At 55.1% G+C, this 23,701-nt stretch carries 22 protein-coding genes; 20 read left to right on the top strand and 2 right to left on the bottom strand.

All coding sequences use genetic code 11. The annotated features are described in order from the left end of the window. Window positions 1-135 precede the first annotated feature (135 nt). From HMPREF9081_RS07770 to HMPREF9081_RS07725, 10 genes are all read left to right on the top strand, one after another. Window positions 136-966: an undecaprenyl-diphosphate phosphatase gene (locus tag HMPREF9081_RS07770; RefSeq protein ID WP_040394824.1), complete on the top strand. Its 831-nt coding sequence runs from the start codon at window positions 136-138 to the stop codon at window positions 964-966. Window positions 967-969: 3 nt separating this feature from the next. Then, window positions 970-1,608 carry an aminoacyl-tRNA hydrolase gene (pth, locus tag HMPREF9081_RS07765; protein WP_006306590.1) on the top strand — a complete coding sequence of 213 codons (639 nt, stop codon included), beginning with the start codon at window positions 970-972 and terminating at the stop codon, window positions 1,606-1,608. Beyond that, window positions 1,562-2,839, top strand: a complete 1,278-nt coding sequence (locus tag HMPREF9081_RS07760; RefSeq protein WP_006306589.1) for a radical SAM family protein — start codon at window positions 1,562-1,564, stop codon at window positions 2,837-2,839. Before pth ends, HMPREF9081_RS07760 begins: the two co-directional genes overlap by 47 nt. A gap of 275 nt (window positions 2,840-3,114) precedes the next feature. After that, window positions 3,115-4,944: a glutamine--fructose-6-phosphate transaminase (isomerizing) gene (gene glmS, locus HMPREF9081_RS07755; RefSeq protein WP_006306588.1), complete on the top strand. Its 1,830-nt coding sequence runs from the start codon at window positions 3,115-3,117 to the stop codon at window positions 4,942-4,944. Window positions 4,945-5,092: 148 nt separating this feature from the next. Further along, on the top strand, window positions 5,093-6,373 hold the full coding sequence (locus tag HMPREF9081_RS07750) for a threonine/serine exporter family protein (RefSeq protein WP_006306587.1): 1,281 nt from the start codon (window positions 5,093-5,095) through the stop codon (window positions 6,371-6,373). Between the two features lie 16 nt (window positions 6,374-6,389). Continuing rightward, a complete protein-coding gene (locus HMPREF9081_RS07745) occupies window positions 6,390-7,583 on the top strand; it encodes a multidrug effflux MFS transporter (protein WP_006306586.1) in 1,194 nt (397 codons plus the stop codon). Between the two features lie 120 nt (window positions 7,584-7,703). Beyond that, window positions 7,704-8,381 carry a response regulator transcription factor gene (locus tag HMPREF9081_RS07740; protein WP_006306585.1) on the top strand — a complete coding sequence of 226 codons (678 nt, stop codon included), beginning with the start codon at window positions 7,704-7,706 and terminating at the stop codon, window positions 8,379-8,381. After that, window positions 8,378-9,679 (top strand): sensor histidine kinase, encoded by a 1,302-nt coding sequence (locus tag HMPREF9081_RS07735; RefSeq protein WP_040394822.1) that lies wholly within the window; start codon window positions 8,378-8,380, stop codon window positions 9,677-9,679. The genes HMPREF9081_RS07740 and HMPREF9081_RS07735 overlap by 4 nt, the downstream gene beginning before the upstream one ends. Window positions 9,680-9,683: 4 nt before the next feature. Continuing rightward, a complete protein-coding gene (locus tag HMPREF9081_RS07730; RefSeq protein ID WP_006306583.1) occupies window positions 9,684-10,535 on the top strand; it encodes an energy-coupling factor transporter ATPase in 852 nt (283 codons plus the stop codon). After that, on the top strand, window positions 10,520-11,371 hold the full coding sequence (locus HMPREF9081_RS07725; protein WP_006306582.1) for an energy-coupling factor transporter ATPase: 852 nt from the start codon (window positions 10,520-10,522) through the stop codon (window positions 11,369-11,371). The genes HMPREF9081_RS07730 and HMPREF9081_RS07725 overlap by 16 nt, the downstream gene beginning before the upstream one ends. On the opposite strand, the gene HMPREF9081_RS14520 is transcribed toward HMPREF9081_RS07725, so the two are convergent. Continuing rightward, window positions 11,357-11,470, bottom strand: coding sequence for a secretion protein HlyD (locus HMPREF9081_RS14520; protein WP_071778226.1), 114 nt, complete (start codon window positions 11,468-11,470; stop codon window positions 11,357-11,359). The genes HMPREF9081_RS07725 and HMPREF9081_RS14520 overlap by 15 nt on opposite strands. Window positions 11,471-11,589: 119 nt before the next feature. Continuing rightward, window positions 11,590-12,801: an HD-GYP domain-containing protein gene (locus tag HMPREF9081_RS07720; RefSeq protein ID WP_006306581.1), complete on the bottom strand. Its 1,212-nt coding sequence runs from the start codon at window positions 12,799-12,801 to the stop codon at window positions 11,590-11,592. 272 nt (window positions 12,802-13,073) lie between these two features. Here HMPREF9081_RS07720 and HMPREF9081_RS07715 point away from each other — a divergent pair, with 272 nt between their 5' ends. The 10 genes from HMPREF9081_RS07715 to HMPREF9081_RS14105 form a co-directional block, all read left to right on the top strand. Continuing rightward, on the top strand, window positions 13,074-14,516 hold the full coding sequence (locus HMPREF9081_RS07715; RefSeq protein WP_006306580.1) for an LCP family protein: 1,443 nt from the start codon (window positions 13,074-13,076) through the stop codon (window positions 14,514-14,516). Between the two features lies 1 nt (window position 14,517). Beyond that, complete coding sequence (locus HMPREF9081_RS07710) at window positions 14,518-16,440, top strand: ABC-F family ATP-binding cassette domain-containing protein (protein ID WP_040394818.1); 1,923 nt, start codon at window positions 14,518-14,520, stop codon at window positions 16,438-16,440. A 1-nt stretch (window position 16,441) separates the two neighbouring features. Continuing rightward, window positions 16,442-18,610 carry an SF1B family DNA helicase RecD2 gene (recD2, locus tag HMPREF9081_RS07705; protein ID WP_006306578.1) on the top strand — a complete coding sequence of 723 codons (2,169 nt, stop codon included), beginning with the start codon at window positions 16,442-16,444 and terminating at the stop codon, window positions 18,608-18,610. A 175-nt stretch (window positions 18,611-18,785) separates the two neighbouring features. Continuing rightward, complete coding sequence (locus HMPREF9081_RS07700; RefSeq protein WP_280956283.1) at window positions 18,786-19,397, top strand: Rpn family recombination-promoting nuclease/putative transposase; 612 nt, start codon at window positions 18,786-18,788, stop codon at window positions 19,395-19,397. Window positions 19,398-19,744: 347 nt separating this feature from the next. Beyond that, a complete protein-coding gene (locus tag HMPREF9081_RS12790; RefSeq protein WP_006306576.1) occupies window positions 19,745-20,059 on the top strand; it encodes a hypothetical protein in 315 nt (104 codons plus the stop codon). 13 nt (window positions 20,060-20,072) lie between these two features. Then, a complete protein-coding gene (locus tag HMPREF9081_RS07690) occupies window positions 20,073-21,026 on the top strand; it encodes an Rpn family recombination-promoting nuclease/putative transposase (RefSeq protein WP_006306575.1) in 954 nt (317 codons plus the stop codon). A gap of 69 nt (window positions 21,027-21,095) precedes the next feature. Further along, window positions 21,096-21,218 (top strand): hypothetical protein, encoded by a 123-nt coding sequence (locus HMPREF9081_RS14725; RefSeq protein WP_280956276.1) that lies wholly within the window; start codon window positions 21,096-21,098, stop codon window positions 21,216-21,218. 63 nt (window positions 21,219-21,281) lie between these two features. Next, entirely contained in the window at window positions 21,282-22,226 is a 945-nt protein-coding gene (locus HMPREF9081_RS07685) for an Rpn family recombination-promoting nuclease/putative transposase (RefSeq protein WP_006306573.1), read from the top strand. A 103-nt stretch (window positions 22,227-22,329) separates the two neighbouring features. Then, complete coding sequence (locus HMPREF9081_RS07680; protein WP_245529862.1) at window positions 22,330-23,250, top strand: Rpn family recombination-promoting nuclease/putative transposase; 921 nt, start codon at window positions 22,330-22,332, stop codon at window positions 23,248-23,250. Window positions 23,251-23,422: 172 nt separating this feature from the next. Beyond that, the coding region (locus HMPREF9081_RS14105; protein ID WP_006306571.1) for a hypothetical protein at window positions 23,423-23,701 on the top strand (279 nt) is incomplete at its 3' end.

Genomic DNA, 23,701 nt, shown 5'->3' with positions numbered 1-23,701 from the left:
CGAATATTGTTTGAACATGGGCTGCTTCGGCAGCCTTTTTTCTTTGAACAATCGTGCAGAAATGCAGGAACTATGCTATAATAGGCGGGATTTTATTGACAGGGGAGGAGTATATTTACTGTGGATATTTCATTGATGGAATTGGTGAAGGTCGTCATTCTTGGCATTGTGGAGGGGCTGACGGAGTGGCTGCCGGTTTCGAGCACGGGGCATATGATTCTCGTCGATGAGTTCATCCGTCTTGATGTATCGACGGCGTTCATGGATATGTTCCTTGTCGTGATCCAACTCGGAGCAATTCTCGCCGTCGTCGTACTGAATCTCGAAAAACTCAACCCGTTCCTAAAGAGCAAATCCAAGGCGGAGCGGCGCGAGACGCTTGACCTCTGGGGCAAGGTCATCGTTGCCTGCCTGCCCGCCGCCGTGATCGGGCTGGCGTTCAATAAATATATGGAAGAGCATTTTATGAATGCGCCCGTTGTCGCCGCCATGCTGATTCTCTACGGCATTCTCTTCATCGTCGTGGAACGCTGGAACAAGCGGCGCACACCCCGCGTGGATGATCTTGCGGCTCTGGACTACCGTACGGCATTCATCATCGGTATGTTTCAGGTGCTTTCGCTCGTGCCGGGTACGAGCCGTTCGGGCGCGACGATTCTCGGCGGCATTATCTTCGGAGCAAGTCGCTATGTGGCGACGGAGTTCACGTTCTTTCTCGCCATTCCCGTCATGTTCGGCGCATCCTTCCTGAAGCTTGTGAAATTCGGATGGAACTATACCGGAACGGAGCTTGTGATCCTCGGCGTCGGCATGGTGACAGCATTTATCGTGTCGATCCTGTCGATCCAGTTTCTCCTGCGCTACATCAAGCGCAATGACTTCACGGCGTTCGGATGGTACCGCATCGCACTCGGTATTGTCGTGCTCGCGTACCTTTTCATGGTCGGGGATCCGACGAAGGAGTAAGACATGAAAATCATCGCAGGGCTTGGCAACCCGGGAGCCGACTATGCACATACGAAGCATAATGTCGGCTTTATGCTCGCAGACGCATTGGCAGATCGATGGAATGCGCCCGCATGGAAGGAAGACTTTTTCTCCTCTGTCACGGAAGTACGCATTGGCGGGGAGAAAGTCTTTCTCGTAAAGCCGCTCACCTATATGAACAACAGCGGCGAGGCGCTCGGTCCTATGCTTTCGTACTATAAAATGGATGTGGATGATCTGACTGTCGTTCACGATGACATGGATATCCCCTCAGGGACGGTGCGCATTCGCAGGAAGGGCAGCTCGGGCGGACACAACGGCATCAAGTCCATCATCGCCCATGTGGGCAGTGAGGACTTTGCGCGCGTGCGCATTGGTATCGGGCGCCCGCCCGCAGGATGGACGGTCATCAATCACGTTCTCGCACCGTTCTCCGCAGAGGACGCGCCAAAGATTCGCGGGGCGATCGACTATCTCCTCCCTGCGGTGGAGTGCATTGTAACAAACGGTGTGGATTTCGCGATGAATCATTATAACCCACACAAGAAAAAGGCGAAGAAGCAAGAGGGGAGTCATGAAGCCCAAGAAGAAAATAATACGCCCGCATACCCAGAGGGATGAGGTGACGGCGGTCTATGCCGACCGAAACGGGAATATCCGTGAGGCGGACGGCGTGCGTGCCCTCGGACGTATAGGTGTCCGCAATGTTGTACTCTCTCCCGAGGATCTGATTCCTCTGCCGGAGAGCGCCGATCTTATGTTTATGCCTGATCATATGGCAGTGGGGCATAGAACAGATGGCACAGAGGAGCGCATTGCGGGGACAGCGGTCGCCGCGATCCTGCCGCAGGGCTATACACGCACGCATCTCCCTGCCTTTCATCGCTCCGATGGTGCCGCGCCTCTGCCGCTTTACGGTTATACCGCTGTCGTTTCCTATTGTGGAGAGCTTCATGTTACAGCTGTGTATACGGATGAAAACGAAAAATGGGATCCTGCCAACTATAACGGGAAGGAGCTCAAGAAACTCGTGCGGCGCACGATGAAGGAACTGCCGAACAACCGCATTGTCGAGCAGGTGGGAAACTGTTCGCTGAACTATCATTGCCTGACGGCGCAGAATCTTTTTTACAGACGTTGGGAGTGCGGTGTGCCGACATCACCCGTCTGCAATGCGAATTGTCTTGGCTGCATCTCATTGCAGAGCTCAGAGTGCTGTCCCTCGCCGCAGGAGCGCATTACATTTTCCCCGACGGCGGAGGAGATCGCCGAGGTTGGGATCTATCATCTCTCGATCGCACCGGACGGCATTATCAGCTTCGGGCAGGGCTGTGAGGGCGAGCCGTCGCTTGCGGCGGACAGAATCGCGGAGGGAATCCGTAAGATTCGCGCTGTGACCGCGCGCGGGCAGATCAATATGAACTCCAACGCCGGATTTCCTGCGGGAATGAGGAAGATCGTGGACGCGGGGCTGGACTCGCTGCGCGTATCAATCATCAGTGCACGCGATGAGAGTTATGATGCATACTATCGAGCAAGCTATCCGCTGGCGAGCGTAAAGGAATCACTGCGCTACGCCCTCGACCACGGTGTCTATGTATCGCTCAATCTCCTGCACTTCCCGGGGTTTACGGATCGTGCGGAGGAGCTTGCTGCGTGGCAGGAATTTTTTCGTGCGCTGCCCGTGCAGATGATACAGATGCGGAATCTGAACATCGATCCGACGCTCTTCCTGCGCACGATGCCGGACGAGAAGGGGGCGCCTGTCGGAACGCGCGCATTTATGGGTGAACTGCATGCGGAATTTCCGCAGCTTGTGATCGGCAGTTTCAGTCACTATGTCGCGATGTAACTAATTGACTTCTCGCGCAATATCGGATAGAATGACCCCATGCACTGTTGGTGCATGGGGATTTCATATTATTGAAAAGAGTTTTCTTAGCGCTGGCTCTGAAACATGACATGTTTCAGAGGACGAGGAGAAGGTTGTCGAGCCGTCAGCGGATGCCTTCCGGCACGCTCTGTCGAGAGTCTGTGGTCAAAGCGCAGGGGTGACCCTGTGGACAAAGCTGCAGATGGAGCGAAATCCCTGAGCGATTTATTTATTATCGGTCAGGAGGTATTTTTATGTGTGGAATCGTTGGTTATGTTGGGGATCGTCAGGCGGCGGAGTTCCTGCTGGACGGGCTGTCGAGGCTCGAGTATCGCGGCTATGACTCGGCGGGAATTGCCGTCTACGACGGTGAGAATATCCGCGTCGCCAAGAGTGTCGGACGCCTTGCGGCGCTGCGCGACAAGATCAAGGGGAATGTGCCTGTGGGCAGCCTCGGTATCGGTCATACGCGCTGGGCGACGCACGGGCGCCCGTCGGATGTCAACTCACATCCGCATACGGACTGCCACGGTGACTTTGCCATCGTGCACAACGGCATCATCGAGAACTATCTTTCGCTGAAGGAAGAGCTCATCGCAAAGGGGCATGTCTTTAAGTCCGAGACGGATACGGAAGTGGTCGTGCACCTCTTGGAGGATGTCTACACGGGGGATTTTGTCGCCGCCGTGCGTGCGGTTCTGGCGCGGATCGAGGGATCCTATGCGCTCGTCTTTATGAGCCGCAGGCATCCGGATATGCTCATCTGTACAAAGCAGGACAACCCGCTTATCATTGGGCTCGGTGAGGGAGAGAACTTTATCGCTTCGGACATTCCGGCGATTATTTCCAAGACACGCCGTACCTATATTCTCAGCGACGGAGAGGTCGCCGTTGTCCGCAAGGATGCAGTCGAGGTGACGAATCATCTGGGCGCACCCGTCCCGAAGAAAGTGTTTGAGGTCACATGGAATGCCGAGGCTGCGGAAAAGGGCGGCTACGAACACTTTATGCTCAAGGAGATCCACGATCAGCCGAAGGCGGTGCGCGACACGATGAGCCAGCGCATTACGGCGGATAAGAAGGCGATTTCGTTTGAAGAGCTCGCATGGGATGCGGACTATCTGAACTCGTTCGACAAGATCTACATTGTTGCCTGCGGTACGGCATATCATGCGGGGCTTGTGGGCAAGTACTACATTGAGAAACTCGCGCGCGTGCTCGTCGAGGTGGATGTCGCTTCCGAGTTCCGCTATCGCGATCCGATTGTCGATGAACACACGCTTCTGATTGTGGTTTCTCAGTCGGGTGAGACGAGCGATACGCTGGCTGCACTCAAGGAATCGAAGCGGCGCGGGGCAAAGACGCTTGCGATCACGAATGTGGTCGGTTCCTCCATTGCACGCGAAGCAGATCAGGTTGTCTATACATGGGCGGGCCCCGAGATCGCAGTTGCATCGACGAAAGCATATACGACGCAGCTTGTCCTTTTCTTTATGCTTGCACTCTATATGGCGGAGATCAAGGGCTCGATCTCTACAGAGCGTACGGCTGAGCTCGTGGCACAGCTGCATGAGATTCCGGCACAGGTTTCGGAGATCCTGTCCGATGTCGACCCGATCAAAACCTTTGCGAAGCAGTACGGCTTTAATGAGGATGTATTCTACATCGGGCGCGGACTGGACTATGCCGTATCGCTCGAGGGCGCATTGAAACTCAAGGAAATCTCCTATATCCACGCCGAGGCATATGCGGCGGGTGAGCTCAAGCACGGTACACTGGCTCTCATCGTCGAGGGCGTGCCCGTCATTGCACTTGCGACGCAGCGTAATGTCTATGAAAAGACGCTCTCCAATATCAAGGAGGTCAAGGCGCGCGACGCTGTCGTTATCGGCATTGCCGCGGAAGGCGATATAGAGCTTAAGAAATACGTCGATCATGTCATGCATGTGCCGGCGTCGGATGAATTCATCATGCCGATCCTCTCCGTCATCCCGTTGCAGCTGCTTGCCTACTATGCGGCAATTACGCGCGGCTGCGATGTGGATAAGCCGCGTAATCTCGCGAAGTCCGTCACCGTCGAATAATCCTCCAAGTCTGCCCCGCTGAAGCGGGGCAGGAGAACCGCTTGCGGTGGAAGGGCGCTTGGACTGCTGTGCGAAGTAACTTTTACTTCGCACGGCAGTCCTTTTTCTCTGAAAAGACGTGACAAAGGCTGCGTAGTCTGCTATAACTATGTTCATTATGATCAATGAAACAGCACGAATCAACATCAACAACATCCTCGAGCGTGCGATCGACATCGGTCAGCGCATGCTCGTAACAGGTGCCGAGGTCAGCCGCGTGGAGCGCACGATCAACTTCATCTGCCGCGCCTATGGGGTACGGCATGTGGACGTGATGGTAATTACGACGAGCATCATTGTGACTCTGCGTGGAAATGATATCGGGGTGCTCACACAGATGCGGCGCGTGCCGGGACAGAATTTCGACTTTCAGCGGCTCAAGGCACTGAACCAACTCTCGCGCGAGATTTGCGCAAATCCCATGTCATCCGACGAAATCAAGGCGCGCATTCATGCGATTGATACGATGGAGACGATCTCGCTCAAGGCGTCCCTGTTCTACTGGGCACTGATCGCGGGGAGCTTCTCCGCGTTCTTCGGCGGGCGGTTGGAGGATGCCATCTGCGCGGGCATTGTGGGGGCGTTGCTGCGCCTTTTGCAATATCTTCTTGGTCAGACAAAACTCAATCCATATTTTGCGCTTGTCCTGCTCAGCTTCGTCGGAGGGATACTTGCAAACTCATTCATGTGGTTTGGTATGGACATTCATCCCGCCGCAATCAATATGGGCAATATCATGCCCGTGATTCCGGGGCTTGCGCTCATGAACTCGATCCGCGATATGTTCAGTCAGGAGACGATTTCGGGGCTGCTCAAAAGTGCCGAGGCGTTTATTCTGAGCCTCCTCATTGCGACGGGTTTTGCATTCAGTGCGACGGGGACACTCATAGCCTTTGAGACGACGGGATGGGTCTATCTCCTGACCTCATTTGTCGGCGGCTTCTGCTTCCATCTGCTCTGGCACGGACACAGCAAGGACGCCGTCATGGGGGCGGTGGTCTGCATGGGCGCATGGGGGTTCACGATGCTCTTTGTTGCAATGGGATGGAACGAGTTTGCAGGATACTTTGCGGGGGCGATTTTTGCGACGATTGCGGCGGAGATTCTGGCACGCGTCTATAAATGTCCCGCGACGATCTTCCTCATCATCGGCGTGATTGCGATGGTACCGGGCGGCTCGCTCTACCGCACGATGTTCTACGCCGTCGCTGCCGACTGGGAGAAATTCGGAACGCAGGGGATCAAAACATTTCTCTATGCCGTGTCGATTGCAGCGGGGATTGTCATTGCCACGGCGATTTGGGAGACGGTAAAGGCATGGCTGATGGCGCGGAAGAAAAAAGAAGATCCACTTGGGAAGGAGCCTTGCTGCACACGGAGCGGACGATGATGGAAGGAAAACGGCAATGGCAATGAACGAGCGCAGACGCCTTTGGCTGACAGTCTTTCTCGGTGTCATGACGGCGATTGCACCGCTCTCGACGGATATGTATCTGCCGGCACTGCCCGAGGTGCAGTCGGATTTCGCGGTGTCTACCTCGCTTGTGCAGCTGACACTGACGATGACGACACTCGGTATGGCGCTCGGACAGATTCTCGCGGGCCCTTTGAGTGACCTCCACGGGCGGCGGATGCCTCTTTTCATCGGGATGCTCGTGTTCATTGGTGCGACGCTCGGCTGCGTGCTTGCGGAGGATATCTATCTCTTCCTCTTCTTCCGCTTCTGTGCGGGCTTTGCAGGAGCGAGCGGCATCGTCATTGCGCGTGCGATCGCGCGCGATGTTTGCGAGGGGACGGAGCTGACGCGCTTCTTTGCCGTACTGATGATGGTGAACGGATTTGCGCCGATCATCGCGCCCGTCATCGGCGGGCAGATTCTGCTCTTTGCCGACTGGCGTGCGACGTTTGTGTTGCTCACAGGCATCGGCGTGTTCCTCGCAACTGCGACCCTCATCTATCAGGAAACGCTGCCGAAGGAACGGCGCAGTGCGAATATGACGGATTCACTGAAGAAGATTCCGGCGCTCCTGCGCGATCGTTACTTTCTTGGACACTGCCTTCTGCAGTGCTTCGTATTTGGGGCATTCTTTTCTTATCTTTCGGGCTCTTCGTTCATCTTTCAAAACATCTATGTCGTCTCGCCGCAGGGATACAGTATGATCTTTGCCGTGATCGGCGCGGGACTGCTGCTCTCAGGGGTTTTGCCTGCACGCCTTGCGGGGCGGGTACCGGATATCACGATGCTGAAATACTCCGTGCTCGTGCCGTTCATTGGGAGCGCCTTACTGCTTGTTGGGTTTTGCTTTGAAGCTCCGCTTGCCGTTATTTTTATTCTGCTGTTTTTCACGGTTGTCCCGCTTTCGGTGATGGGCGCGGCAAGTTTTTCCCTCGCGCTCTCGCGGCAGGGCAGGAATGCGGGCAGCGCCTCGGCACTCATCGGCTGCTTTTCCATGCTACTCGGCGCGTGTATGATGCCCGTGGTCGGAATTGCGGGGGATCATACGGCACTTCCCATGGGGATTGTCATGCTGTCCTGCTATGGTCTTGGCACTGCTGTTTTCTATGGGATGATCGCCGCAGAGCATCGCACAATGCGCTGATGCTCTGCAGAAAACTCCATGCAGAGGGAAGATGTCCGTGGGGGATCCGCACAGTTTTCAGCTATCTTTCACCCCATTTGCATATAATTTTCGAAGAATAGACAACGGGGAGATGATACGATGCGCGTGCTTCTGGCAGAGGATGACCTGCGGCTTGGGAAGCTCATTCAATATATGCTCGAACAGAACGATATCTCTGTCGAGTGGGTGACGGACGGCAGTGACATCTATGAATATGCGACCTATGCGGAGTACGATATCCTGATTCTGGACTGGATGATGCCCGGGGAGACCGGCGTTGAGGCGTGCGCACGCCTGCGCCGAAACGGCTATGACCGCGCGATTCTCATGCTGACGGCGCGGGACTCGGTGGAGGATCGCGTGACGGGGCTCGATGCGGGGGCAGATGACTATCTCGTGAAGCCGTTCGAGTTCTCGGAGTTGCTCGCGCGTCTACGTGCCCTCGGGCGCAGAGCCTCGCAGAGGATTCAGCACGAGGTGGACGAGATCGGAGGATTCAAACTGAACCGCACGGCGAACATCATCGAGAAGAACGGCAAGATGATTCAGCTCTCGCCGCGTGAGTTCCAGCTGTTTGATCTCCTCGCGCAGAATATCGGCATCGTCGTACCGCGTGACATCATCCTCGACCGCATCTGGGGACTTGAGGCGGATGTCAGCTCCAACAATATCGACTCCTATATGAAGATGCTGCGCAAAAAGCTCGATGCGGCCGGGGAGGGCGATGCCATCAAGACGATCCGTGGTGTCGGCTACAAGTTGGAGACGCCGGATTGAACGAGCAGAATGTATTCGGGCGCAGCCGTCTGCGCCTTATGTTACGCTATGCCCTTGTTATGGGAGGACTGGTCATCGTCCTCCTATTTGCTATGCATAAGACGATGGAGTGGGCGATTACGTCCGAGCAGGCACGCGAGCTCCTGGACACGGCGGACAGCGTTGCGGATGCACAGGCATACGCCGTGCTTCACCCGGGAATGGATACCGACGAAGCACGGTTCTATCGCAGCACAAATGATCGACTCTTCTACTATGTATTCGACGGAGAGGGACGTCTTGTGAGTTTCTCTCGCGCCTCCTTCCGCATCGAGTCCTTTGTGCTCGACATTATGACCGCATGGGACGCGCCGGACGGCGAGGTGCGCGTCTTTACCGAGACGAATGAGCGCGGGGCACCGACGAAGGTGATGATGACCACGCAGAGGATATTCAGCCCGCCGCTCCCCCTCCAGACAGTCTACGTCGGCAAGGATGTCACTGCCATGTATAACGGTATGGAAAAGGCAACGTGGGCGCTTGCGGTGCTCGGTGGGGTAGCACTCGTCTTTGCTGCCGGCATCGGCTATGTGCTCTCCGGTGGTGCGATGAAACCCGTGCGTGAGGCATATGAAAAGCAGCGGCAGTTTGCTGCCGACGCCTCGCATGAGCTGCGCACACCACTCGCCGTCGTACTCGCTTCGGCAGATCTCCTGCGAAGCGACCCTTCCATTACCTCGCCGTTTTTGAAGCAGGTCATCGAGGATGTGCGCGATGAGGTAAAGAAGATGACGAAGCTCGTCAGTGACCTCCTCACCGTGGCGCGAACCGATGGAAAGGCGAACCAAATGAGGCTTGTGCGCATGGATCTCGTTTCTGCTGTCCAGCAGACCGTGCGCATTATGCGTCCCTTTGCGGAGAAGAAAGACATCGTCATTGATGAAGAACTTCCAAAACGTGTGGAGATTCATGCGGACGAGCAAAAGATCCGGCAGCTGATCCTGATCCTCGTCGATAACGCAGTCAAATACACGCCGGAGCATGGACGCATCTCGGTGTGTGTGCAGGAGGATAGGGGGAGTGTGAAACTCTCCGTTTCAGATACCGGTATCGGAATTGCACCGGAACATCAGGAGCGCATCTTCGAGCGGTTCTATCGTGTGGATAAGGCACGTTCGCGCCGCATGGGCGGGAATGGCCTCGGACTTGCCATTGCGCGTGAGATTGTTGAGGCGCACGGGGGCAGTATCGCCGTGGAGAGCGAGCCGGGCAAGGGGACGACGTTCCACATCCGGCTGAAGGCACGTGCGAAGAATTAGTGAGATGATCGAAATGACACATACCGATCTGTTTTTTGAACTTGAGAATGTCACCCATATCTATCAGAGTGGGGAAGCTGAGGGACATGAGGCGCTGCGCGGCATCACGCTTTCCATCACTGCGGGGGAATTCGTTGCGGTACTCGGAGCGAACGGCTCTGGGAAATCAACACTCGCACGTCATCTGAATGCGCTTCTCCTTCCGACAGAGGGAACGTGCCTTGTGCGCGGTTGGGATACGAAGGATGAAGAGCGACGGTGGGACATCCGCCAAGAGGTCAGCATGGTGTTCCAGAATCCGGACAATCAGCTTATTGCGGCTGTTGTGGCGGATGATGTGGCGTTCGGTCCCGAAAACCTCGGCGTTCCGCCAGAGGAGATCCGCGCGCGTGTGCAGAATGCACTTGCGCTCGTGGGGATGGAATCGTATGCGCAGGCAGCACCGCATCTGCTCTCGGGCGGACAGAAGCAGCGCATTGCCATCGCGGGGGCGATTGCCATGCAGACGCATTGCCTCGTCCTCGATGAGCCGACAGCAATGCTCGACCCGCGCGGCAGGGCAGAGGTTCTGAGCGCAGTCGAAAAACTCCATGACGAGCAGGGCATGACCATTGTCTATATTACGCACTTCATGGAAGAGGCGATTGCGGCAGACCGTATTGTCCTCATGGATGCGGGGCGCATCGTCATGGATGGGACGCCGCGCGAAATCTTTGCGCAGCCCGAGCGTGTGCGTGCGCTCGGGCTCGATGTACCGCTTGCTGCCGACCTTGCGGAACGCCTCAGGCGGGGTGGTCGTGATCTCCCGCAGGATATATTAACGGATGAGGAGCTGCTGCATTGTCTATCGAGATAGAATCGCTTTCCTACACCTATATGGAGGATACGCCGCTTTCGTATACGGCGCTGCACGATGTTTCGCTGACGATTGCAGAGGGCTCTTTTACGGCGATCGCAGGCGAAACGGGCGCGGGCAAATCCACGCTTATGCAGTTGATCGGCGGACTTCTCGTGCCGACGGCGGGACGGGTATCGGTGGACGGCGTGCGTCTTCACGGGAAGAGCAAAAGAGAAAAGGAAGAGGCACGTACGGCACGCTTTCGCGTCGGCATGGTCTTTCAGTATCCGGAGCATCAGCTGTTCGAGGAGACGGTCTATGAGGACATCGCATTTGGCCCGCGCAATCAGGGACTGACGGACGAGAACGTTGCAGCCCGTGTCAAGGAGGCGATGGAGCTTGTGCATCTGCCCGACGGCTACCGTGACCGCTCGCCGTTCGCGCTGTCGGGCGGGGAACGCAGACGCGTTGCGATCGCAGGCGTTCTCGCACTTGCCCCGCGCTATCTTGTGCTCGATGAGCCGGCGGCAGGACTCGACCCGCGCGGGCGCGAGGCACTGCTTGCCATGCTCACGATGCTCCATCGCGAGCGGGGTGTCACCATTGTGCTCGTGTCGCACAGCATGGAGGATATCTTGCGTGTTGCTGATCACATGGTCATTCTCGCAGGGGGGCGTGTGATCGGAGAGGGGGAGCCGCGCGTCCTGTTTCAGCAGGATGATCTCCTCGCGCGTGCCGCTCTCGCCGCACCGCATCTCCTCCGGCTCGGGCGAAAACTCGAAGCCGTGGGCTATCCTGTCGAGGGTTCTGTGACTGTGGAGGATATGGCGCAAAAGATTTTAGGGAAGCACTGATAAATTCAGCCACGCCATCTTAGCGCATCTTTTTTGTCCGCTTTTCGTTAGCAAATCCTCCACATAGCTTTGGCTATGCGTTCGGTTTGCTGCCTCAATCGGACGAAAAAATCTGCGCCAATCTGAGGGTCTATTTTATCAGTGATTCCCTAGAGAAAAGCAGATAATGCGCACAAAAAAGCCGGACGATATCGTCCGGTTTTTTTGCAGTGATTATTTTACCTCATGTGCATACGCGGTGCAGTGGGTACGCCCGAGGATGTTTTTCCGGCCGCTCGATCCTTCGCACGCTCTTCCTCGAGGTAGTACGTGGGATCGACGCCAAGCTCATGGATGAAATGATAGAGGTCGTTGCCCGTCGGAACGACCTGTATGGAGGCGGCACCGTCCTTCTCCTCGGAGAGGTCGATGAGCCTTCGTTCACTCAGCAGTTTGCCGTTGCCATCGGCAAAGAGGATGATGATGGGGGTTGTCGTGCGCCCAAATTTGCTTTCCTTCACGACGGCAAAGCCGAAGGTGGTTTTGAGCACGGCTCCCTCCGGATAGAGCGCAACATTGTTGAAGAAGAGCTCCAAAAGCTTCGGATCGAACTGCCCCTTGCTGATGTTGTGCATGATGTTGTAAGCGATGTTTGGCATATATGCCTTCTTGTAGGGACGCTCGCTCGTCAGCGCATCGTAGACATCCGCAATTGCCGCGATCTTCGCGAAGCGGTGTATCTCATCGCCCTTGAGCCCGCGCGGGTAACCTGTGCCGTCGATGTGTTCGTGGTGCTGACCTGCAATCGCCGCTAATATGCTCGACTTTGGAAGCCCCTTCATCTTGAGGATGCGCCGCGCACCGTCGGCAGGATGCTTCTTCATGATGTCGAACTCGCTGTTGCTCAGACTGCGGTTCTTGTTGAGAATCTCTGTGTTCACCTCGATTTTCCCGAGATCGTGCAGGAGACCGCCGAGTGTAATCAGAGACAGATCTTCTTTCGGTAAGTGACAGAGCATGCCCATCATTGCCGAGAGTACAGCGACGTTGACGCTGTGTGCAAAGGTGTAGGCGTCATGCGTGCGAATGTCCGTGAGCTGGACAAGGTTTTCATGGTTGTCAAAGAGACCGAAAACGATCGAGTCGGTCACCTTTTGCAGCGCCGGTATATCGAGAGTTCCGTTTTCCTCGATGGACTGAAATGTGTTGTAGACGGCACTGATCGCATTGACGCGCGTCTTCTCCTCGATCACATCCGGCGGCGGCGCGAGCTTGTGCTTCGGATCCATAGAGGTCACGGTAACCGATTGGATGCCAAGCTGCTGCATGCGGCGGATATAGTCAATCGTAACCGGCTGTCCCTTGACGAGATAGCTTCCCCCTGCGGTATTGAACAGACTCTGCCCAAGTACCATGCCATCCTTTAACTTCGAGACAGGAAGTCGTAGCATCGTTTCCCCCCTTGCTCTCTTAGGTATACGCCGCATACTGTCCGCAAGAACAGCTTCCCTGATTGCGATCGTCTGCCTATATAATATCCGTTTTCAGTTTACATGAAATACCTTGTTTTGTAAAGAGTAATACGTCTTTATGGAGAAGTTTGCGGGCTTTGTATTTGCGTGGAACTTTTGTTTCTGTTATACTGTAAAGAAATCATCGGGAGAGGGCGTTACACGGAGTGTCACAGAAAACATCAAAGCATTCGCCGGATGGGCAGGATCGCATGTTTATCAAATATGCGGGGGCTGTGTTTGCAGTTTCCTTTCTATTCGTCTGCGCGATTTACTATTTCGGCAGCTATTTCATGTCCGGATCGCTGCGCAGCATGAACGGATTTGCCGATCTGCCCGAGAACGATCTGGGGTATGTCCTCCTCATGGGCGTTGACCGTCGGGCGGGTGATGTCGGGCGCAGCGATACGCTCATGCTCGCTGCCGTTGATGAGGAGGATGGACGGGCGACACTGCTCTCCATCCCGCGTGATACGCGTATCGAGGTCGGCAGCTACGGCTACGACAAGATCAACCATGCCTATGCATTCGGCGGACACGAGATGACGCTCGCTGCCGTCGAGAAACTCGTAGGGGTTCCCGTCACGCATTACATCCTGATCGACACGTCGGCGTTTGAGCGGATCGTCGATGCCGTGGGCGGCGTTGATATTGACGTGGAAAAGCGGATGCATTATGAGGATCCGTGGGACGATGACGGCGGGCTCGTCATTGATCTCCAGCCCGGCATGCAGCATATGAACGGGGCACAGGCGATCCAGTACGTGCGCTATCGCGACGGCGAAGGAGACATCGGACGCATTGCGCGTCAGCAGCATTTCATGCGGGCACTTCTCACGCAGATCCTTTCTCCGCAGGTCCTCCCGCGTATAGCGGCGGTCATCGATGAGGTCAAGAATGCGGTCGAAACAGACCTGACGACACGGCAACTGCTGACGCTCGCAAATCGGCTCAAGGATATCGAACGGGGCGGCGTGTCCATGCAGATGGTTGCGGGAGTACCCGCGTATCTCGGAGACATCAGCTATTGGATCCCCGATCTCATCGAAACACGAAGGGCGCTCTTTGCAGGCGTTGGTAAGCAGCTCCCGGAGCGCATGCAGGAGGCGGCGGAGCGCGATGCGACTGCCTATCACGCGAATATGCCGGAGCGCCTGCGCGTGATGACGAAAACAGATGAGCGGGAGCTCCTGCCCTCATCCGAGGAACTGCTCGCCGAGGGAGACCGTGCCATCAATGCGCAGCGTGCAGAGCGCAGCGCAGCGGAGAAGAAGCAGGCAGGGGAAAAGCAAGAGAAGCAGCAGCCGTTGGAGGAAAAGAACAGCGAACAGACGAAGGTGCAGGAGCGCACAGAGGATCGTGCGGATGACATCACTGTTATGATTATCAATGCGAGCGGGATCGACGGAGCGGGGGCGAAGATTGCCGATACCCTGCGTGCGAAGGGATTTCGCATCTCGAGCGTGGAGACTGGCAGTGTCTCAGATCGCCCCAAGACCGCCGTGATGACGGCAGAGTCGCATGTGAATCTGTTCTATGGCATGCCGTTCCCCTGTGTGATCATGCCCGTTGATGGGGCGGGCGAGCGGCAGGCGATCGTGATCGTCGGGCGCGACTACCGCCCGGATGCCGTGCATGGGGGTGGAGAAGAGTAATATGGGAAGTTTGAAGGTGATCGGACTCGAAAAGGCGTACGGCATACGTACACTGTTTTCCAACGTGAACTTCGAGGTTATGCGCGGGGACAAGGTGGGGCTTGTCGGTGCGAACGGCACGGGCAAGACGACGCTGATGCGCATCCTGCTCGGACGCGAAGAAAACGACGGTGGTCAGGTGGTGATGGATCGTGCCGATACCGTCGGCTATGTCGAGCAGCAGGCGACGTTTACCCATGATACGCTCTATGAGGAACTGCGCAGTGCATTCTCCGATCTCATCGCACTGCGCGATGAAAAGGAGCAGATGGAGCATGCGATTGCTGCGGGGGAGGCTGGTGCGGAGGAACTTGCCGCATACGGGAATCTCGTCACACGCTTTGAGGCGATGGATGGCTACGACTTTGAGAGCCGCATTCGCCGCGTCGCATTCGGGCTCGGCTTCTCCGAGGCGGAGCTCATGAAGGATGTCCGTCATTTTTCGGGCGGGCAGACCACACGCATCTGCCTCGCAAAGGCCCTCCTGCGCGAGCCGGACTTTCTTTTTCTCGACGAGCCGACGAATCATCTGGACATTGGGATGATCGAGTGGCTCGAAAAGTTTCTACAGTCCTATCGCGGCGGCGTTCTCCTGATCTCGCATGACCGCTACTTCCTCGACCGCGTTGCGACGCGCATTCTGGAGCTCGATCACGCAGAGGTCACGGCGTACACGGGCAACTACACGCATTATATGCGTGTGAAGAACGACCGCCGCGCGGCTCTCCTGAGCGCCTATGAGAAGCAGCAATCACATATCAAGAAAACTGAGGAGTACATTGCGCGCTACAAGGCGGGCATCAAGGCGAAGCAGGCACGCGGGCGGCAGAGCCAGCTGAATCGTCTCGAGCGGATCGTGCTGCCGCCCGAGGCGGCGCGCTTCAAGTATTTCGCGTTTGTGAAACCGACGGAGTGCGCACAGCGTGTGGCGGAGCTCGAGGACATCAGCTTTGCCTATCCGGGTGGGCAGCGCATCCTCGATCACATCTCCCTGCTCATCCGTAAAGGTGACGGTGTGGCACTTATCGGTGAGAACGGTGTCGGCAAGACAACCCTCCTGCAAATCCTCGTTGGGGAGCTTGAGGCGACGGGGCGGCTTAAGATTGGCAGTCGCGTCAAGATCGGTTACTTCTCCCAACAGCATGAGGGACTGGATCCGAGCAAGACCGTACTCAATGAGATCTGCTATACCTACGGACTGGATGAGGAAACAGCGCGCGGATATCTCGGAGCGTTTCTCTTTCACGGCGACGATGTCCTACGCCTGATCGGTGCACTTTCGGGCGGGGAACAGGCACGCGTCGCATTTTTGAAACTCATGCTGACGGGCGCGAACTTCCTCGTGCTGGACGAGCCGACGAACCACCTTGACATCCCTGCACGCGAAGCAGTGGAGGAGGCGCTGATGGCGTTTCCGGGCACCTTTATCGCTGTTTCTCATGATCGTTATTTTCTTGATAAGACGGCGAACTGCACACTTGAGTTGAAAGACGGCAGGATCACGGAGTATCTCGGCAACTACGGCTACTATCTTATGAAGAAAGCGGCGGAAGCCGAACTCGCAGAGGAAGCGCGCCCCGCAGAGAAGCAGCAGCAGAATCCACCGTCCGCGCAGGCGGAAAAAGAGCGTGCAGAAAAATCTGCGACACCGAAGACGGCAGTACACAGTGCCATCCCTGCCGCACGTCGGCAGGAGATGATCGAGCGCACGGAGGCGGAGATCGCGATGGCAGAGGCGGAGCTCAAGGGACTTGAGTACGAGATGAACCGACCGGAGACGCAGGCGGATCCGGAGCGCAGTCATGCCATTGCCGAGGCATATGCGGCAAAGGAGATCGAGATCATGCAGCGCTATGAAAAATGGGAACAGCTGACGGAGGCGTGATATGGAGCTCCAACAGAACCTCGGCTTTCGTGCTGCAGAGGAAGAGCTTGCGGGCGTTGTCGATCATATCATCTTCGCCGCCGGCGACGGAGCGTTCTCCGTCTTTCGCATGCGCATGGACGGGCAGGGGAAATGTACGGCGACGGTAAAGGGAGTGGCCCCTCTCGTCGGGCAGGAAGTGCATCTTGTGGGCAGCTGGGTCACGCATCCGCGTTTTGGGCGCCAGTTTCAGGCGGCGCGCATGCACGTCAGTGCCCCCACGAGTGCGGGCGGCATTGAGCGCTTTCTTGCCTCCGGCACGATCAACGGCATCGGTCCCGCGATGGCGCGGCGCATTGTGGAACGATTCGGGGCAGAGTCACTCGCAATCATTGAGCGCGCACCGAGCCGCCTCAAGGAAATTTCGGGCATCGGCCCAAAAACAGTGGAGAAGATCGTCGCCTCCTATATGCGTCAGTCCGAGCTGCGGGACATCATGCTCTGGCTTGAGGAGCACGGGGTAAGCGGCACCTATGCGGCACGCATCTTTAAGGCATATGGCTCACTTGCGGTCGAGGTGATGGAGAAATCCCCCTACCGTCTTGCGCAGGAGATCGACGGCATCGGCTTCATCACAGCGGACACCATTGCCATTGCCGCAGGTTGGGAGAAGAACTCCACTGCGCGCATCGCAGCGGGGCTTTCCTATGAGCTCACACAGATCTCTTCGGGCGGTCATTGCTGCATCCCGGAAGGTATGCTCGCAGATCGTGCGGCGCAGCGACTTGGCGTCATGCGGAGCGAGGTCATGGAGGTGATCGGGCGCGAGGTTAAGATGAGCCGCCTTTATGCGGTCGATGAGATGGGAGAGCGTCTCATCTATTCCCCCCAGCTTTACAAGGCGGAGGAGGAGACGGCACGCCTCCTGCGTATGCTACAGCGAAAGGCGGAGCATATCCATGTCGATGAGGCAGGTATGCTTGTCTCTGCGTGGGAGGCGGAGCATAATGTCAACCTTGCTGCCGCTCAACGCGAGGCGGTCATCGCTTCTCTGGAACACGGTGTCCTCGTTTTGACAGGGGGACCAGGAACAGGCAAGACAACCGTCGTGCGCAGCATCATCGATATTCTCGGCGCACAGGGCCTTGAGATCATGCTTGCGGCACCGACGGGACGCGCAGCAAAACGGCTTGCAGAGGCAACGGGCTATCCTGCTGCAACCGTGCACCGCATGCTCGAGGCACAGGGCAGGGAGGACGGCGAGATGCGCTTTGCGCGTGATGCCGAAACGCAGCTTGAGGCAGATGTCATCATTGTTGACGAAGTATCTATGATGGATATTGTGCTGATGCAGCACCTTCTTACCGCAGTATTGCCGGGTGCGCACGTCATTCTCGTCGGCGACGTGGATCAGCTTCCGGCGGTCGGTCCGGGCTCCGTGCTCAAGGACATCCTGCGCTCCGGCGTCATCCCGAGTGTCCGCCTGACCGAAATCTTTCGCCAGAATAATACGGGCACCATCGTACTCAACGCGCACGCCATCAATGCCGGGCGTGTACCCTCGTTTACAGAGGCGGATTTTTCCTTTGCAACGGCAGTATCGAGCGAGGATGCCGCTGCGCAGATCGTCACCATATGCACACGACTCCTCCGAGCAGGGACAGACCTCATGGATATGCAGGTGCTCTCACCCATGCGGCGTGAGGCATGCGGCGTGGATATGCTGAACCGAAGTCTGCAGGCGGCGCTGAACCCGCCTGCGTCAGATAAGCCCGAGGCGGTCGGCTTTCGCCTCGGCGACAAGGTCATGCAGACGAGAAACGACTACACGAAGAATGTGTTCAACGGTGACATCGGACGCATTCGTTGGATCGACACAGAGCATCTCGTTGTCGCATTCGCAGAGGATATGGAGGTTTCCTATACGCGCGACGAGTTCGGGGCACTCACCCTCGCCTATGCAATGAGCGTTCATAAAAGTCAGGGCAGCGAGTACGACATCATCATCCTCCCGCTCGTTCGCGCGCATCACATCATGCTCCAGCGCAACCTCCTCTATACGGCTGTGACGCGTGCAAAGAAGGGGGTCATTATCGTTGGTGACCGTACGGCGCTGTTCACGGCGGTAAGCAACGACCGCACGCGGCGGCGTTATACACTGCTTGCGGAACGGTTGGCAGAGAGACTTTAGTGAAAGTGAGGTTATAGAGCTGCTTCGTGCCGCGTGTTCTTTTATTTGACCATAAACTCTGAATTTCTTATAATAGAGATAAGATTGATTCATCATGGAAATGGGGGTCACTTAATGGAGAAAGAATGGGAAGCCGAGGCGTTAGAGGCATGGAAAAGAAGGACATGACGGAGAACTGGCACGGCGGACGCGTTACTATCAGGGAATGATCGATATGGATCTCCTTAGAAAGGGCGTATACTATGATGACCTGCGCCAAACGTACATCATATTCATCTGCACCTTTGATCTTTTTGGTATGGATGAACGAATCTATACGTTTCGAAATCAGTGTATGGAACAGCCGGAGCTCGAACTTGGGGATGGGACAACGAAGATATTCTTGAATGCGAAGGGGCTCAAGGGGCGTGTAGATGAGGATCTGGAGGATTTCCTGCAATATGTCGATGGTAAGCCTGCGCGAAGCAGATTCACACAGGAAATGGCACAGGAAGTCGAGAGTGTCAAGCGACAAGATGAAATGAGGCGAGAATTCGTGACACTTTATATGGAATATCAAAAACAACGACGTGAAGGAGCTGCAGAGGGCTTTGAACGAGGGCGTCGCGAGGGACGAGAAGAAGGTATTGCTGAGGGACGTACCGAGGGGCGTATGATTGGTACAATGCGTACAGCATTGAAATTTATGAATGCAGGAACGCCTCTGAAAACCGCTGCAAAAATAGCAGATGTGCCAGAGGAAGAATTGCGTGATTTCGCAAAAAGAAATGGAGTCTCTATTTTGTAACATAACTCAAACTTCGCAGATAAATAATGTGCTGTAACCATTGAAATAGCTAGGGAATCGCTGATAAAATGAAGTCCGTCAGATTGGCGTAGATTTTTTCGTCCGATTGAGGAGGCAAACCGGACGCATAGCCAAAACTATGTGGAGGATTTGCCGACAAAAAGCGGGCAAAAAAGATGCGCTAAGATGGCGGTGCTGAATTTATCAGTGCTTCCCTAGCTTTCAGGCAAATAAAATAGCTTTTCACATTGATGCAAAAAATAAAGATGATGGAAATGCCAGAATCGGCGATATTAAAACTGGCAAAAGATAATGGGCTCAGCATACAAGGATAGTGAGCGATTGTGATGAGCGAGGCGGCAATCAACACGGCATGGGACAAGATCGAGGCGTTCATGCGCGACGCAGGACAGCGGCGCAAATATGAACAGCGTGAGAAGTTCGAGCACGACTATGTGAGCGATATGGAAGGCTCGTGGAAGGAGGGGAGAGAGGCGGGAGTAAAACAGGGACGCCGTGAAGGACGTCAGCTTGGCATCGCGCATATCGCCATGAACATGCTTCGTGCGGGAACGCCGATTGCGATAGTGGCTCAGATGGCAGAACTGCCGGAGGCGGTCATACAAAAAATGGCGGAGGAGCATGGAATTCAGGTTACATAGTGGGGGGACTTTTATGTCGACGAAAGAGTATGATTGCGGAGAAATCGATCAGCAAAAATTTAACCCCATGAACGATGTGGCGTTTAAGTTCATATTCGGTAAGGAAGAACGCAAACAGATTACCATCGATTTCCTAAACACCGTCCTGCACAAATCCCTCGCGCATGAGATTAGGGACATCACATTTCGTCAGACAGAGATGATACCAGACGGAGATGATGGAAAGATGTCGCGTTTGGACATCGCGTGTGAGCTGGATACGGGAGAACTCGTTGACGTAGAGGTGCAGGTCATCAACTACCGCAATATGCAGCGCCGTACACTCTTTTATTGGGCACGGCTGTACCTCCTTTCTCTGACACGCGGAGAGGGATACAACCTTCTGCGTCCTGCGATCACGATCAACCTCCTCGCATTTGAGCTGCTGCCGCAGCCGGAACCCGTTGCGATGTATAGCGTCTACAACATCGCGACCGGGGATCGGCTGAACAGCGATATGGAACTGCATTTTATTGAAATCCCAAAGTACATCAAAGCCCCACATAAGACGATACGCGAATCATCGAAGATGGAGCGGTGGCTCGCGTACTTTGCCAATAGACTGACCAAGGAGGAAAAGGAGGAATTGGCGATGAGTGAACCAGCGATCAGAGATGCGATGGAAGCGGAGAAGATCTTTATGAGCAGTCCGGACGATTACCTCCGCTACGTCAACCGACAGATCGCGCTGATGGACTATCGCTCCGGATTGCAGGCTGCCATGTTAGAAGGCGAAAAGCGCGGTGAAAAGCGCGGTGAAAAGCGCGGTGAAAAGCGCGGTGAAAAGCGTGGTGAAAAACGCGGTGAGAGCCGCGTGACACGCCTGATGTCCTTGCTTCTTGAAGAGGGGAAAGTGGAAGAGGCACGAGAGGCAAGTAAAAGCGAGGAAATCCGAAAAAAACTTTTTTTGAAGTACGGCATCGAGTGATCATGTTAGACATCGTGCATATAGGATGAATATGCTGCGTGCCGGACACCGCTTTCGACAGTGGCACAGATGGCAGAACTGCCGGAGGCGGTTTACGGAAGATGGCAGAGGAGCATGGGGTTGATGTTTCGTCGTGATCGATATGTAATCGAAGATGATAAGCCGCTCGTGATTGGGCGGCTTTTTGTTTGACGGAACTGCCTGAAAACTTTATAATAAGGACAAAGGAAGCGTTGACAGAGAAAGGATTCCGTTATGCGAACGAGAGATTTTAACGCACTGAACGATCTGCTGTTTAAATTCCTCTTTGGACATAAAGAAAATAAGGAAATCACGCTCTCGTTTATCAATGCAGTACTTGAACTAGAGGGAGAAAAGGCGTTTGTTGATCTGCGTTTTGCGGATCGAGAACTCGATCCGGAGGAGGAGAACGGAAAGGCATCTGCGCTTGATATCCTGTGTATGACGAATGATGAAACACAGGTCAATATCGAAGTGCAAGTGCAGAAGCGACAGAACATGGGACAACGCAGTCTGTACTACTGGGCAAAACTGTATCAGAGCACGCTGGGGCGGGGCGAGAACTACGATAATTTGCGGCGGACGGTCGCGATCAATTTGCTCGGCTATGAATATCTGCCGCTATCGGGATTCCACCATATGTATGGACTCTATGACGAAACAGGCGTGCATCGGCTGACCGAGGATCTTGAGATACACTTTTTGGAGCTACCGAAAGTAACGCGGAAGGATATCCGCAGCATGCGGACACTGGACAAGTGGATGGCTTTTATCAGCAACAAACTCAGTGATGAGGAAATGGAGGCGATTGCGATGAGCGAGGCGGCAATCAACACGGCATGGGACAAGATCGAGGCGTTCATGCGCGATGCGGGGCAGCGGCGTAAATATGAACAGCGTGAGAAGTATGAGCATGACTATGTGAGCGATATGGAGGGATCGTGGAAGGAGGGGCGAGCAGCGGGGGTAGAGCAAGGAATAAAGCAAGGTATGAAGCAAGGCATGAAGCAAGGCATGAAAAAAGGTATTAGTCAAGGACGTCAGCTTGGCATTGCCCATATCGCCATGAACATGCTTCGTGCCGGAACACCGCTTTCGACAGTGGCGCAGATGGCAGAACTGCCGGAGGCGGTCATACGGAAGATGGCAGAGGAGCATGGGGTTGAGGTTTCGTCGTGATCGATATGTAATCGAAGATGATAAGCCGCTCGTGATCGGGCGGCTTTTTGTTTGACGGAACTGCCTGAAAACTTTATAATAAGGATAAATGGAGGCGATCGCGATGAGCAAGATGGAAATATTCAACCCAATGAATGACGTTGCGTTCAAGTTCATTTTCGGTAAGGATGAGCGCAAACAGATCACCATTGATTTTCTCAACACCGTACTCCATAAATCCCTCGCGCATGAAATCAAAGACATCACCTTTCGTCAGACGGAGATGCCTCCCGACAGTGACGAGGGGAAGCTGTCACGTCTGGACATCGCGTGTGAGCTGGATACGGGAGAACTCGTTGACGTAGAGGTTCAGGTCATCAACTACCGCAATATGCAGCGCCGCACACTCTTTTATTGGGCACGGCTGTACCTCCTTTCTCTGACACGCGGAGAGGGATACAACCTTCTGCGTCCTGCGATCACGATCAACCTTCTCGCGTTCGAAATTCTGCCGCAGACGGAACCCGTTGCGATGTACAGCATCTACAACATCGAGACCGGGGATCGACTGAATAATGATATGGAACTGCACTTTATTGAACTGCCAAAGTACATAAAAGCCCCGCACAAGACGATTCGCGAATCATCGAAGATGGAACGGTGGCTCGCATACTTTGCAAACAGAATGACCAAAGAGGAAAAGGAGGAATTGGCGATGAGTGAACCTGCAATCAAAGAGGCGATGGAGGCGGAGAAGATATTTATGAGCGATCCGGACGCGTATCTGCGCTATGTCAACCGACAGATGGCACTGATGGATTACCGCTCCGGACTGGAGGGTGCCACCCAGGAAGGGATTGCGCAGGGAATCGTCCAGGGGCGGCGTGAGGGACGCCGTGAAGGTCGTCAGCTTGGCATCGCGCATATCGCCATGAACATGCTTCGTGCCGGAACACCGGTTGCGACAGTGGCGCAGATGGCAGAGCTGCCGGAGGCAGCCATTCGGAAGATGGCAGAGGAGCATGGGGTTGAGGTTTCGTCGTGATCGATATGTAATCGAAGATGATAAGCCGCTCGTGATCGGGCGGCTTTTTTTGTGCGGCAGAGATTTGTATTCCTAAAACGGGATTGACAACAGATGAGAGAGATAGTATATTTAGGACAATAGAACTATCGGATATTATGGGTGGAATATAATCACATAGGGGGAACACATCATGTTTCAGGGAATGAAATCTAGCCGTCAGCTGTCTCTTCTCATCGCGTTGGCTCTGTCCGTGGGGGGGACAGCTGTTTTTAATCATGTACACGCTGCTGATGTAACTGGTGGAGATGTGCTCGTTGATGCGGGGCATCCGGCACCGACTCCGACAGCCGCCGGTAATGCACATGATATTCCCGGAGTGACGGATAATCGCAATGTCACAGGGAATAAGCTGACGGTTAATGGAATATTATTGGGAAGAGATGTCATTGGTGGGTATACATTTGGGAAC

Source organism: Centipeda periodontii DSM 2778 (assembly GCF_000213975.1).
In the GTDB taxonomy this organism is placed as follows: Bacteria; Bacillota; Negativicutes; order Selenomonadales; family Selenomonadaceae; genus Centipeda; species Centipeda periodontii.
Note: the sequence above shows the minus strand (reverse complement) of the source record. Positions and strands in the feature narration are given on the sequence as shown.